Source organism: Streptomyces purpurascens (assembly GCF_045040895.1).
GTDB lineage: Bacteria > Actinomycetota > Actinomycetes > Streptomycetales > Streptomycetaceae > Streptomyces > Streptomyces purpurascens.
Genome location: NZ_CP108341.1, coordinates 4,785,124 through 4,798,376 on the forward strand (window position 1 = coordinate 4,785,124; position 13,253 = coordinate 4,798,376).

The 13,253-nt window shown below is 72.0% G+C and carries 9 protein-coding genes and 1 pseudogene; 6 read left to right on the forward strand and 4 right to left on the reverse strand.

Annotation, left to right across the window (positions count from 1 at the left end):
* Positions 1-162: 162 nt before the first annotated feature.
* The 5 genes from OHU35_RS21805 to OHU35_RS21825 all read left to right on the forward strand — a co-directional run bounded on the left by OHU35_RS21805 (position 163) and on the right by OHU35_RS21825 (position 6,342).
* A complete protein-coding gene (locus OHU35_RS21805) occupies positions 163-1,224 on the forward strand; it encodes a hypothetical protein (protein ID WP_189725496.1) in 1,062 nt (353 codons plus the stop codon).
* Between the two features lie 169 nt (positions 1,225-1,393).
* Positions 1,394-1,684, forward strand: a complete 291-nt coding sequence (locus OHU35_RS21810) for a hypothetical protein (protein ID WP_229873054.1) — start codon at positions 1,394-1,396, stop codon at positions 1,682-1,684.
* A 4-nt stretch (positions 1,685-1,688) separates the two neighbouring features.
* Positions 1,689-4,352 (forward strand): substrate-binding domain-containing protein, encoded by a 2,664-nt coding sequence (locus OHU35_RS21815; protein ID WP_405506464.1) that lies wholly within the window; start codon positions 1,689-1,691, stop codon positions 4,350-4,352.
* Positions 4,349-5,755 (forward strand): extracellular solute-binding protein, encoded by a 1,407-nt coding sequence (locus OHU35_RS21820; RefSeq protein WP_405506466.1) that lies wholly within the window; start codon positions 4,349-4,351, stop codon positions 5,753-5,755. The genes OHU35_RS21815 and OHU35_RS21820 overlap by 4 nt, the downstream gene beginning before the upstream one ends.
* 110 nt (positions 5,756-5,865) lie before the next feature.
* Positions 5,866-6,342, forward strand: a complete 477-nt coding sequence (locus tag OHU35_RS21825; RefSeq protein WP_359891061.1) for a hypothetical protein — start codon at positions 5,866-5,868, stop codon at positions 6,340-6,342.
* Positions 6,343-6,554: 212 nt separating this feature from the next.
* Here OHU35_RS21825 and OHU35_RS21830 read toward each other — a convergent pair.
* A pseudogene (locus tag OHU35_RS21830) lies at positions 6,555-6,896 on the reverse strand (ATP-binding protein); the annotation flags it as partial.
* Between the two features lie 40 nt (positions 6,897-6,936).
* Between OHU35_RS21830 and OHU35_RS21835 the strand changes: the two are divergent.
* Positions 6,937-7,080: a DUF397 domain-containing protein gene (locus OHU35_RS21835; protein ID WP_189725500.1), complete on the forward strand. Its 144-nt coding sequence runs from the start codon at positions 6,937-6,939 to the stop codon at positions 7,078-7,080.
* Here the strand turns inward: OHU35_RS21835 and OHU35_RS21840 are convergent.
* From OHU35_RS21840 to OHU35_RS21850, 3 genes are read right to left on the reverse strand one after another with little or no spacing between them, the layout of a single operon-like run.
* On the reverse strand, positions 7,035-10,142 hold the full coding sequence (locus OHU35_RS21840; RefSeq protein WP_405506469.1) for an SAV_2336 N-terminal domain-related protein: 3,108 nt from the start codon (positions 10,140-10,142) through the stop codon (positions 7,035-7,037). The two genes, OHU35_RS21835 and OHU35_RS21840, sit on opposite strands and share 46 nt — an antisense overlap.
* Positions 10,143-11,093 carry a MoxR family ATPase gene (locus OHU35_RS21845; RefSeq protein WP_189725502.1) on the reverse strand — a complete coding sequence of 317 codons (951 nt, stop codon included), beginning with the start codon at positions 11,091-11,093 and terminating at the stop codon, positions 10,143-10,145. It abuts the gene before it with no gap.
* Positions 11,090-13,246, reverse strand: a complete 2,157-nt coding sequence (locus tag OHU35_RS21850; protein ID WP_359891054.1) for a trypsin-like peptidase domain-containing protein — start codon at positions 13,244-13,246, stop codon at positions 11,090-11,092. The genes OHU35_RS21845 and OHU35_RS21850 overlap by 4 nt, the downstream gene beginning before the upstream one ends.
* Positions 13,247-13,253 lie beyond the last annotated feature (7 nt).

The window sequence follows — 13,253 nt, forward strand, 5'->3', positions numbered from 1 at the left end:
GGCCGCTGGCAAGTCGGCGTACGGGAACGCGGCCCGGGCGACATCGTGCCCGAGGCCGGGGGCGAACCACCCGAAGGCGGACGTTTGCGGTCCTGAGGGCCCCCTTTGCAGCCGCAGAGGTTACGGTGCTGCCGTACGTGATCGACCGGGGGAGGGGAAGAGATGCCCGGAACCGTGCTGCTGCTGGCGGCCTCGCCGCTGGGCAAGGGGCGCCTGGTGGACGCCGCCTCCGTGCTCCCCGTCCTGGCCGCGGTGCCGCCCGCCGTGCTGTCCGGCACGGACACGGCGAACGTCGTCGAACTGGCCGACCCGCTGGAGCCGCAGGCCGTCCTCACCCGGCTCCGTGCCGCCGCCACGGCCCCCGGCCCGCTCACCGTGTACGTCACCGGACAGCTCCAGCTCGACCGCAAGCAGCGCCTGCCGCATCTCGCGCTGGCCCGCACCACCGCCCCGACCGTGCGCTACACGGCCTTCCCCTGGCACTGGTTCCGGGAGGAGCTGCGGCTCAGACCCGCCGGGGCGACCACGCTGATGCTCGACCTGCACGCGGACGCCGAGGCCTGGGAGCTGCTGCGGAGCACCCCCCTGGACTCGGGCCGCGGCACCGCCGTCCACGGGCGTATCGCACCACCGCCGTCCCGGCGCTCGGTGGCGGCACCGGCGTACATGAAGGCCGTGGCGACGATCCTGCGCAGCGGGTTCCGCCCGCCGCCGGAGCAGCTGCACCAGCAGGCGCTGGCCCGGATCGCGCAGGAGAGCGCCGGCCGCGACATCGTGGTCAGCACGCAGGGGCCGGTGAGCGGCGATCCGCACACCGCCATCACCGCCGCGGTCCAGTCCGGCCGGCACCAGGACGCCGACGCGCTCGCCGCCCGGCACGAGCAGGCCGCCGTGGCCGCGCACGGACCCGCCTCCGAAGAGGCCCTGCACTGGGCCGAGGTACGGGCCGACCTGGCGATGTTCGCCGGGGACGCGGCCCGCAGCTGCCGCACCTGGCTGTCGGTGGCCACCGCCCGGCTGAACGCGGGGCAGGCGGTGGACGCGCCCGCCGTCGAGTCGGCCGTCGACCGGGCCCACCACCAGTGGGGGCAGATAGCCGACTCCGCGCAGGCACGTGAACTGGGCTTCGGACTCGCCGAGTTGCGCGGCCGGGTGCCCGGGCGGCGCGAGGGGGCCCTCGACCACGTCCAGCGGCAGTTGCGCCAGCTCCAGACCCAGGGCTGAGCCGCGTGCGCCGGGTGCGCGTGGCGTGAAAGGGGCGTGCAATCGCCTTCGCGGGTCGTGTCAAAGGTCTGCCCCGGGGGCCTGACCCGGTGTCATGATGTCGGGTATGACAGAGGGGGACGAAGTGGCTGTCTTAGGCGTACGCGTCCGGCTGGGCGAAGGCGCGACCGTGGACGATGTCAGAGCCCTGCGGGCCTGGCTGGAACGGGACGAGCCGCTGGAGGAGTTGCTCTCCGCCGGGCAGCTGCGTATCGAGGAGCGGACCAGCACGGACGGGCCCAAGGGGCGTCTGGGGCCCGACATCGAGCTCGTCCTCCAACTGCTCGGTGACGTCGCGACGGTCGTGGCGCTGACCGAGTACACCAACCGCGCGGTGAAGACCTGGAAGAACAACCGCCGCAGGCTCCAGGGCGGCGAACCCGATTCGGAGATCCGTCCGCTGGGCTCCGACGGCGAGTAGCCCGGTGACCCGCTTCGACCCGCGCGGCCGAGCGAACCGTGCGCTGCTCGTCGGCGTGTCCGAATACGACCACACGGCGCCGGATCCGCAGGGCGTGACCGGCCAGCTCCCCGCCGTGCGGCACAACCGGAAGACACTTCAGGACGCCCTGAACCGGAGCGGGGTGTTCGGCGCGGGAGAGGTCAGGGTGCTGGCCTCACCGTCCGAGGAGGACTTCAGGGGCCAGCTGCGAGGCGCCGTGCGCGAGGCCGAGGGCCTGCTGCTGCTCTACTTCGCCGGGCATGCCGTCGTGAACACGTCCGGCGGCGAGCTGCACCTCCAGATGCGCACCGCGCAGGTGGTCGCGGGCGAGCTGCCAGGCGCGGTGAGTTTCGCCCAGGTGCTGGGCCAGATCTGCGTCGCCGAGAGCCGCGCCGAGAAGGTGCTGGTGATCCTGGACTGCTGCTACGCGGGCCACGCGGCGGGGGTCTGGCACCGCTTCGCCGATCCGGAGGGGAACAAGGAGAAGGTCCTCCTCCTGATGAGTGTCCAGCCCAACCGCTGCATCCTGGGCGGGGACGCCGACATCGCGACGCCCTTCACCCGTGAGCTGGCGGAGGTTCTCGACGAGGGCGGGGAGGTGTGGCTCTCCGAGCTGTATCCCACGCTGAAGCAGCGGATGGACGAGGCGGGTTACACGGCGGAGGAGGACGACCCGCAGATACCGCAGGCACTGGCTCCTCCGTGGGATCCGGACGCGGACATCCTGCTGGCGGCGCGTCCGGTGCCCTCGCCTGCGCCTGCGCCTGCGCCTGCGCCCTCGCCCTCGCCTGCGCCTGAGCCCCTGCCTGAGCCCGTGCCTGTGCCTGAGCCCGCGCCCGCAGCGGATCCGGTGCCGGTGCCGGTGCCGGATCCACTGGAGGCGCCGACGCCCGGCCCTCCGCCCCGCCCCCGACGGTCACGCCCGCTCGGGCGCGCGGTCAACAGCGTCCGGGCCGTCGCCGACCGGCTCGGCCGAACCCTGCTCACCTTCCTGCTGGCCCTGCTCGCCACCGGCGCCGGCGGCTACGGGATCTTCGCCCTGATGGGCGACTCCGCGACCTGCGCGCCGTCCCTGGAGTTGCGCGTGCTGACCGATCCCGACCTGGAGCCGGCGATGCAGGCCGCCGCGGACGCCTACTTCGCCTCGGACGCGAACACCACCGACGACGGCTGCCGGCGCGGCGGCGTCACCGTCTACAGCGCCGGTGCCGCCGCCGTGGTGACCGCGCTGGGCGAGCGGACCGATGCCTGGCAGCAGCCGCGCGAGGACGACAACCCGCAGCGGGACATCGGCCCGCAGCCGGACGTGTGGATTCCCGCGACCGGTGCCGACGTCGGCCGGGTCGCCGCCGCGCAGGAGGACCGGGTCTTCGCCCGACTGGAGCCGGACGCCGAGCCGTTCGCCTCTTCGCCGGTCGTGCTGGCCGTCCCTCGGGGCCTCGCCCCCACTCTCGGGAAGCCCACCGGGCGGTCGCTGTCGGAGCTGGTCGACGCCCTGGAGGGAGCACCCGGCGGCGCCGAGGTGCACCGCCCCGACCCCGGCCTCACCGGCGCGGCACTGCTGGCGACCGCGGGCCTGTACGGCCACGGGGACGACGCGCGCGGTGCCGAGCGGCTCATCACCCGGCCCGAGCGCCCCGAGCCCTCGGCCGTCAAGCTGCTGTGCACCCTGCCCGACGACGGCGCCGTGGACGACCGCGGCGCGGCCCTGGTCCCGGAGTTCCTGCTCAGGAGCGGGGTCGGCTGCCACCCGGCCACGCGCGTCCCGCGCACCGCCGCCTACCCGGACGACGTACCCGGTCTGGAACCGACGTTCGTGCGGGTGCGCTGGGATCACGGCGACCTGGACGCGGACGCGCGCGACGACGAGGCGAACCGCTTCCGCACCTGGCTGACCGGTGCGGAAGGCCGGGCGGTGCTCGGCGAGCAGGGCTTCAGGTCCGCGAGCGGTGACCGCGCTCTGCTCGACGCCGGGTCGGCCCCCGACGGGCTGACCGGCGCCGTCCCCCCGGCGGAGTCCGCCGACCCGTCGGATCTGGACACGGCACTGGAGCGGTACGGCAACGCGCACGGACCCGGCCGGGTCCTCTTCCTGCTCGACAGCTCCGGCTCGATGGCCGGTCTGTGGGACGGCCCCAGCGGCGGCCCCGGCATCCTCAAGCAGACCCTGTCCGGGCTCGGCGGGGAGGACGAGTACGGGATGTGGGCCGTGCACGGCCTCACGGGCCGTACGCACACCGAGCTGCTGCCCTTCGGCACGCACCCCCGCGAGGACGCCGAGCAGGCCCTCGACACCGGCAAGGTGCGGGACGCGGAGGCCGATCCGCCCGCCGCCCTGCTGGACGCCCTGACGTTCATGCGCGAGCGCGGCGCCGACGACGAAAGGCCGCAGCTGATCGTGTACCTCACCGACGGCGAGGACGACACCCGCCTGACCGGCGACCGGCTGAAGCAGGTGGTCGACCGGGCCGGGACCGCGGGCATGCCACCCGTGGCCATGGTGACCCTGAACAGCGGCGCCTGCGACAGCGGCCGTCCCGGCACGCTCATCGCCGAGGCCGGCCGGGGCCGCTGCCTGGACGCCGGAGACGACCTGGTCCCCGCCCTGCGCGACGAGGTCGCCCGCATCGGAACGGGGGAGGAATGACGGCCCGCCGCCTGCCCGCCGCCGTGCTGTCCCTGCTGTCGCTGCTCGCCCTGGCCTCCTGCACCGGCGGTGAGGGGCAGGAGCAGCCGCAGGGCGCCGACACCTCCACCCGGATCGTGGTGGCCAGCGGCCAGGACGTCACCGGCAAGAACGGCATCCGCCAGCAGCTCATCGACGCCTGGAACACCAAGGAGGGCAGACACGGCTACCAGGCCCGCCTGGTGGAACTGCCCGGCTCCGCCGACCAGCAGCGCAGCCAGTTGCTCGGCGCCCTCCAGTCGGGCAGCGCCGACTACGACGTGGTGAACCTCGACGTGACCTGGATCCCGGAGTTCGCCGAATCCGGCCTGATCCGCCCGCTGACCGAGGCGGCCGTCAAGTCCCCGAAGGACCTCATCCCGTCCGTGAACAGCACGTCGTACTGGGACGGCGAGCGGTACGCGGTCCCCTTCAACAGCGACGCGGGCCTGCTGTACTACCGCAAGGACCATCTGCGGAAAGCCAGTGCCTACCGGACCGAGCTCAGCGGCGGGGTCACCTGGGACGAGCTGCGGGATCTGATCGACGCCGTCGACCCCGCAGGCGACAACGCGGGCTGGACCACCCAGCTCGCCGCGTACGAGGGCCGTACCGTCAACGCGATCGAGGCGTTCGCCTCGGCCGTCCCCGGCTTCCGGCTGACCGACCGCGACGGCACGTACGTCGCGACCAGGGAACAGCTGACGGCGGGCGTGACCGAACTGCGTGCGCGTACGGCGAAGGCCTACACGCTCAAGGAGGCCACCGAGTCCCGCGAGGCCGAGTCGCTGAGCGCATTCGCGGAAGGCCGCACCACCTTCCTGCGGCACTGGCCGTACGTCTATCCCACCCTCTACGAGACCTTCAAGGGCAAGCTCGGTGTGGCCCGGCTGCCCGGCAAGGCGGTGCTCGGCGGCCAGAACCTCGCCGTCACCTCGTCCATGTCCGGGCCACGGGCCGCGAAGGCCGAGGAACTCATCGCGTTCCTGACCGACCCGGACAGCGAACGCTGCCTGCTGCGCGCCGGGTTCGCCGCGACCCGCGCCTCCGCCTACGAGGAGTCCGGCACCGCCCCCGACTGCCGGCACGCCCCCGCGTACGCCGAGGCGCCCTCGGCGTCCCCCACCGGCGAGAGCACGGTCCGTACGCCTCCCGACCGCTTCGCCGACGGCACCAGCTACTCCCGCGGCATCCTGTACCCGGCCCTCAAAGAGGCCGTGCACCGCCCGGTCACGCCCCTGTACGGCGCGGTGAACCGCACCCTCATCACCGAACTCGACGCCCTGTACGACCCTCCTCCGCGCGGCCCGGGGGGAAGCGGGCTCGGTGACGCGGAAATAGCGAAAAACCTTGACGAGGCGTTGAGGGAAGTTTTACCCGGTTGAATCTCCTCCCAATGATGTTCACAACTCCTCCATTGCGCACGCGTGTCCCCGTGGGTAGCCTCAATTTCGCACTGACCATGCAACAATTGAAGAAAACGGGGACGGACTTCGTGAGCGTACGAAGCAAGGGAATATCTTCCGTAATCGCCTTCGCGATGACCGGTGCGCTGTGTGCCGCCGGAGCGCAGTCGGCACAAGCGGCTCCGGCACAGCCGGAACTCCGCGCCGGAGCGGACGAGATCTGCGCGGTCCTGGGGATCGGCAGCGGCGCGGCGGGCCTCACCAAGGCCCTGGCCAAGGGCGCCTCGTGGGTCGGGATCGGCGCCAGCGTCGGGTGCTACCTGTACACGAAGGCGAAGGAGGCCACGCCTGCTGAGAAGCGAGCGGCCATGATCGCTTCCTACAAGAAGTACCAGGCGATGAGTGACATCAAGAAGCTCGACGCGCTCGGCTACTACTGCCGCAAGAAGGACACCGGCGGTGGCGGCGGAACCGATGTCGCTCCCACCAACCCGACCGTGAAGGTGGGGTACCGCGACATCAGGATGAAGGGCGTGACGTACAAGTGCACGGCTACCGGGGACTGACCGGCCGTCGCGGCCCGGGCTATGGAGAACGCCTGCTGTTCTCCATGGCGCTGGTCGTGGTGAGCCTGCTGTGGATTACGCGGGACATGGCCGCGTGGGCGACGGCTGCGTGTGCCGTCGGTGCGGCCGCAGGGACTCTCGGAGTTTTCTACTTCGGCTGGCGTTATATTCGCGCACGCGGGAATTCGCACTGACTGAATTCCTTAACCGCCTTACGGCTTCGCGTCACATTCGAACCAGACGGTCTTTCCGGGTCGGTCGGGCAGCGGATCCCACCCCCACCGATCCGTGACGGCCTCGACGATCAGCACGCCGCGTCCGTCTTCGGCGAGTTCGTCCACGGCTGTGGACAGCGGCGGTCGCGGGCAGGTGTCCGTGACCTCCACCCGCACCCCACGCCCGTCCGGCCACCGCATCATCAGCACCGCGGCGCGCCGGTCGGGCGTGTGGCGTACGACGTTGGCGACGAGTTCGGTGAGGGCGAGGCCGGCCGGGTCGCACAGTTCACTCATCTCCCAGGCTGTGAGGTACACCCTGAGGATCCGGCGCAGATGCCGGGCGGAGTCGAGTGATTACGCTCGGCTACAGACCGAAATGAACGCCGTGGTCGAGGTCGCCGACCTCGGACCCGGCGTCGCCGTGCGCGACTCCAAGAATCCCGGGGCCGGGATCCTCACCGTCTCGCCGGAGGCCTACGTCGCCTTGAAGGACTGGGCGACGAGGGCTGCCAAAGCGTAGTAGGCGTCGCGGAGTTCGTGGTCGAGTCCGCCGAGGTCGGCCTCTCCCGCGTTGGCCAGGTACGGGCTGTGAGGGATGGCCACGATGCCCCGGCACAGATGGCGCAGTTCGGTGGGCCGATCGACGACGCCCGATGGGTTGAGCCTCTGCCGCCCGTCAGGCGACGCCTTCGACAGGACGATGACGCTCCGCGACAGCAGTTCCTTGTAGCCGAGTCCCAGCAGGCGGCTGAAGTACTCGTTCGCGTGCGATGTCACCAGGGACTGCAGGGACTCCGCCACGATGACCAGCTGATGCGCGGGGCCCAGGACGGCGTGCTTGCTCGCGTCGAGGTCCGTGGAGTGGGAGTCGGTGATCAGGATCTCGTAGTGCTGTCGCAGCAGGTCGTGGACCCGCTGGACGGGCGCCGGGTCCGGCGCGGGCAGACCGACCAGGTCCGTCAGGACGTGCGCGCCCGACCTCATGGTGGACAGGTACGGGTCGAGATCTCGGACGTTGTTGATACGGCTCAGGGCCCGGGTGAGAGCGGTCATGCCCCGGCCCCGGTTCTCGTTCACCCGGAAGCCGAGCGTGCCTACCCCGGGATCGGCGTCCACCACGATGGTCCCGCCGCCCCGCTCGGTGGCGAAGACCGTGGCCAGCAGGGCGGCTGTGGTGCTCTTGCCGGAAGTGCCGCCCAGGCCGAGGACGGCGACCTGGCGGCAGGAGCGGACTCGTGTGCGGATCAGTTCGGTCCTGGCCCGCGCGTCCATCGCGGCGACGAGCATGCCGTCGTCCCCCTGCATGCCCAGCCGGCCGGCCAGTACCTCCGCGAGTTGTCCCGCAGTCGGCCGGAATCCCCGATGGGCGGGATCACACGCTTCGATGAGCTCCCGGAGCTCGCCGAGATCCCCGGGTGCGAAGGTGATCAGCTGGGCGAGGAGGGTCCCCAATGCCGCGATGTCCCGGTCGATGCCGCGATCCGACAGGTAAGAGGACCGGAACCAGTCCGTCAGGATCACCGTACGGCCCAGGCACCGCACCGTCTCGGGAGTGAGGTCCTCGTGCGCCAGGTCGGCTCGGTGACTGGTGTCCACGGCCTCGCACAGGCGCTGGGCCAGTTCCAGGGCGGCATCCGGTTCGAGGTCTCCGCGCGCCAGGACCGTGGCCAGCGGCTCGGCCGGGATGCCGTCCGGTGAGTGGGGAGGACTCTCGGCGATCCAGGGCGGGTCCTCGGTGAGGCCGCGGCCAAGGAGCCGGGGCGCGCACCTGCCGCCGACGAGATGAAGAGCGTTCACCTCGATGCTCAGATGGTTCACGTGCCACCCGTCGGCCGTGAGGACGACAACCTCCGTACCGTCCGCATCGCGCCCCAGGAACTTGCGACACAGCCCGTCGTCGGCCCCCCTGGCGTGCAGGGTGTACGGCCCGATGCGCCACGGGTCGCCCGATCGGAGCGGCCGCCACACGCTCCCCATGCGCCGTTCCAGGCTGCCGACGCCGAAGCGGGCCGCCAGCCGGGGGCCGATGGCCGCGAAGGCCCGGGTCGAGGACGGGATGCGTTCGGTGCCCTCGGGGTGGGCGAGCCAGGCGGGGAACTCGGGGGAGCGGCCGGCCAGTCGCTCCAGGCGGGCGCTCACGGTCCGGCCGGTCTCCACGACATCGGCCAGCGGCACGGCGTTGAGCAGGATGTTTCCGATGTCGCTGTCGAAGTCGAAGAGCTGGTGCTGCGGCGGCAGGGACTCGCCCGGCGGCCCGGGCAGCGGACGCAGCAGCCCGCCGAGGAACACCTCGGCCAGGTTCGCGGTGTCCGCCCAGGGGATGGCCGCCTGCACCAGCCGCATCACCGGGAGGGACAGGGGGGCGACACCGGCCAGATGGGCCGCGAGCCGGTACGCCTCCGGGGAGGCGGCGGCATGGAAGCGCCGTAGCCGGGGCAGCCCGGTGTCCACGGGCCGGGCTCCCGACGACCCGGGAGCGGCCAAGAGGGGCAGCGTCGCGGACGAGGCGGGCGAGGCCACCAGCCGCACCCAGGCGGCGAGTGCGGCCGGTGCGGGCTCCAGCACCGGTACGGGGACCCCGCGGAAGGACACCACGTGCCGCGGTAGCACCGGGTCGGCGACACCCCACTCGGTGTTGGCCGAGCCGCGTCGCTCGCTGGTCACCTGCCAGCGCTGGGAGCGCAGACCGGAGCCGCCCCACATGCGCCTCGGCAGCGCGTGCACCACGGCCGTCGGCCCGCAACGGGCCCAGTTGTTCAGCGTGCTGTGCATACGGCCGTCGCGCCAGGCCCGGCCCACACCGTCGCTCACGAGCAGGACCAGGGTCCGGCCCGTGGGGTCGGCGATCAGGTCCGTCGGGATCCGGTTCGCCTCGGCCGAGAAGGGCCGTCCGCGCAGGTGGACCTCGTCGCCCCGGGTGTGCAGTCCGTAGGCGCGGATCATCCGGAACGCGCCCGCCCGGCGCAACAGGGCGTGCAGTTCGGTGGCGAGGCGCTGCCACAGCAGCATGGACATGCCGTCGTCGACCACCAGGGCGAGGTCGAGCCAGCGCTCCGGAGCCGGCCGCAGCACCACATCGGGCAGCCCCGTCTCCGCCAGGGCGTGCACGGTGGCCTCCTCGTCGAAGTCGTAGCGCAGGGTGCTGGGGCGCGACTGCTTCAGCGGCCGGAGGACGCGTCCGATGAGCAGCTCGTCGGCCAGGGCCTTGGCCTCGGGCACGCGCAGCGGCATCGCCCGTGTCTCGTCGGCCTGGGGCATCGCGGCCGGCTGCGGTGTCTCCGGTTCGGGCCCGGACGAGGCGGTTTCCGGTTCAGCGCGCGTTTCCAGCCGCGGGGCGCCGTACAGACCGGCCCTGCCTCCCGGTGCCGTGTGTGGCCTGCGCCGGTCGGGCACGACCGGGGTGGGGGGAGGGGCGACACTGGGCGTGGCGTCCCGCTGGAGGGGCAGGGACTCGGGTGAGCCGGTCAGCTGTCGCGCCAGCCACAGGGTGTCGAGCAGTTCCTCCTGGGAGAGGGTGACCCCGCAGTCGGCGAGCAGGTTCAGCACGCGCCGGAGCCCGCATCCCGTGCTGTCCTCGGGCATTCAGATGGTCCCGCCGAGCCGGTGCAGTACGGCGTCCAGGAGCCCGTCGGCGTCCAGGTCGACCCCGCCGGCGCGCAGGAACACCGCGTTGAGCAGCTGGTCCGTGGCGAGTCCGCCGCGTTGCTGACGGCTCAGGAAGACCTGGAGCAGGTCCTCGACATCGGCTGCCGCGGCTCCGCCCAGGTGGGCCGAGACGATCTCGCGCAGGCGCTGGCTGTCGGGCGGCGGCAGTTCGAGCCGTACGCACCTGCGCAGGAACGCGGGCGGGAAGTCGCGCTCCCCGTTGCTGGTGATCACCACGACGGGGAACTCGTCGCACCTGACCCGCCCCCGGGTCACCGTGATCCGGGTGTCGGGCTCGGCAGACAGCACGTCGACGACGGACTGGTCCTCGGGGAGCCGGGCCAGTTCGGGGATCTCGTACTCGCCCTCCTCGAACACCGTCAGCAGGTCGTTGGGGAGGTCGACGTCGCCCTTGTCCAGTTCGTCGACGAGCAGGACACGCGGTGTCGTCCGGGGCACCAGCGCCGTGCCGAGAGGGCCGAGCCGGACGAAGGTGCCGATCGGTGGCTCTTCGTGTCCCCGGTCCCGGTACAGGGTGGTCTCGCGCAGCCGGCCGACCGCGTCGTAGCGGTAGAGGGCCTCGCTCACGGTGGACCGGCTGTTGACGGGCCAGTGCAGAACGTCCCCGAGCCGGAGTTCGTGCGCGATGGCCCGGGCCAGGGATGATTTGCCGGTGCCTGGCTGACCGGTGACGAGCAGGGGGCGGCGCAGATGCAGGGCGGCGTTGACGACATCGGCGTCCTTGGGGGAGATGAGGTAAGGGGCCGCGTTCGTGCCGGAGCGCGGGCCGTCGCCGAAGCGGCGCCAGGGCGGAGCGGGCGGAAGACCGTCGATGCCCCGGGGTTCGCCGTCTCCCCGGAAGATCCGCCAGTGTGCGTCGGATGTCATGCGAGCTCCTCCGAGGGGTCATCGAGGTAGAGGTCTCCGGGTGGCGGTCCTGTGTCGTCGCACCAGGCCAGCACGGGTCGTCCGAGGTGTACGGCTGGTTCCTTGAAGGAGTCTCGGCGGTACTCGCGCACCGTCATCGGCAGCGTTGCCGGGGCGTCACGGACGAGCCGGCTCTCGGCCCGCGCCCAGTCCTGCCCGCCCCGCTCGAACAGCACCACCGGCATGCCGACCGCCAGGCAGTACTGCACGACCAGCTCGCGGAAGGCGGGGTCGACCTCGCCGATGACGACCCCTACGGCGTCCATCTCGCCCGCCAGACGTCCGTAGACCTCGTCGAGACTGCTGACCGACGCGTCGATGCGCACCAGGACACCTCGGTTCAGGCGCTTCTTCCGCTCCCGGAGGAACTCCGCGTCGCAGCCCTGCTCGACCAGCTCCGGACAGGTGAAGACCACGGGGAATTCCACGCCCAGGGCCCGGTGGGTGTTCAGCGGGCCCGGTGCCATCCACCAGTGCGGGTTCAGGTCCAGGTCGGCGCGGTCCAGGAGTAGTTCGACGATGGGCCGGGTACCGGGCCGCAACAGTGTGGAGGCGGTGTTGAAGATGGTCGCGGCCGTGTCGGCGGTGTCGCGGGCCTGCCGCTCGTCGACGCGGACGCGCTGCCACGTGGTGCTCTTGCGGCTCCACATGCGCAGGGTGAACCGGCAGTTGTCGCCCTTGCCGTCGACCTTTCGCAGGCGTACGAGCAACCGCGGCGCGTTCTGGTTCGGCGCCGCCAGCCGCCAGGCCAGTCCCTTGGCGTGTGCCAGCCGCTCCTCGAGCGCGGCTTGGTGTCCCTGGGTCCGCCGGACGACCTTGGCGCACCAGCCGACCAGATCGGCCCCGTTCGGGTCGGGTGACGCGGCGGCCACATGGAGGACGAAGCAGACCAGGGCGGGCAGCAGCGGGCTGTGGGACCGTTCGGTCGCGGGGGCGCGGCGGTTGCGCTCCAACTGGTCGAGCAGCGCCGCCAGCGGGGCACTGGCGGTGTCGGCGTTCTGCCAGTCGGGATCGGTGTGCAGGGCGTCGGGAAGGTCGATATCGGGGAGTGCGTCGTGGACGAGGGTGGGGACGGTCGCGACGATGTCGTGGGGCAGTGACGCCAGCAGCCTGTTCAGGCGCTCCCGTTCGGTGTGGGTGAGCAGCGCGCACTGCGGGATTCGGGCGCCCACCTCCAGCAGTTCGGCCACGGCGCCGGGTTTGGCGGACAGCGCCTGTGTGAGTTCGGCCAGGGCGCGAGGGTGGGTGAGCAGGACGCGCGCGAACTCCTCGACGGAGGGGGCGGATCGGTCGCGCGGATGACCCAGACCGCACTTCTTCGCCACCACGCGGCCGGACCTGGCCAGCTGCTTGGTGCCGTCCACCTTCCGGCTCAGGATGTCCGCGAGGTCGAAGGCCTCGCTGGAGGTGTCGGGTTCGTCCGTGTCGGGCGTCGGGTCGAGCAGGTGCGCGACGCCCTCGGCGTCGAGTTCCCTGCGGATGCGCTGGGTGGGCAGAAACCAGCTGAGGTCGTCGACCCTTCTGCGGTCGTGGGCCCTTGGCACGCCATTCACCTTGGCCACCATCATGCCGACGACGGCCCGTTCCTCGTTGCACCAGACCGGGCCGCCGCTGTAGCCGTGCCCGATGGGCACTGCGCTGCGGGTGGTGTCCACGACGGCGAACTCGTACTCCGGTTTGACCGCGATCACTTCGCACAGGGCCAGGGAGAACTCGGGCTGGCCCGACGGATCCCAGGCGCAGACCCGCATCCCCTCGCGGACCTCCAGCCACGGGGGCGGTACGAGGTTCGGCGGTAAGTTGTGCGGGAGTTGGAGCACGGCCAGATCGCCCCTCCAGTCCGTCTTCTTCCGATCGCGTACCGGTATCCAGACCTTGACCCGGGCGTCCTGCCAGTGGTGGCCGACGCGCACGCGCAGCACGGTCTCGTTGCCAGGGTGGGCGGTGTCTTCCGCGTCCTCCCGGCCCAGGGCCATGTTGACGACGTGCGCGGCGGTCAGGACACGGTTGCCGGGCAGCAGGACGCCGGCGCCGACGCACTTTCTGCTCCCGGAGGACGGGAACACGGACACGGTCGCCGGGCGGGACGGGCCCGGCGGGGAGAACCACGGCAAGGTGGCG

Excerpts from the sequence above, each read along its gene's own strand:
- OHU35_RS21840 (WP_405506469.1), bottom strand. The coding sequence starts at position 10,142 with ATGCCCGAGGACAGCACGGGATGCGGGCTCCGGCGCGTGCTGAACCTG.
- OHU35_RS21845 (WP_189725502.1), bottom strand. The coding sequence starts at position 11,093 with ATGACATCCGACGCACACTGGCGGATCTTCCGGGGAGACGGCGAACCC.
- OHU35_RS21805 (WP_189725496.1), top strand. The coding sequence starts at position 163 with ATGCCCGGAACCGTGCTGCTGCTGGCGGCCTCGCCGCTGGGCAAGGGG.
- OHU35_RS21820 (WP_405506466.1), top strand. The coding sequence starts at position 4,349 with ATGACGGCCCGCCGCCTGCCCGCCGCCGTGCTGTCCCTGCTGTCGCTG.
- OHU35_RS21835 (WP_189725500.1), top strand. The coding sequence starts at position 6,937 with ATGAACGCCGTGGTCGAGGTCGCCGACCTCGGACCCGGCGTCGCCGTG.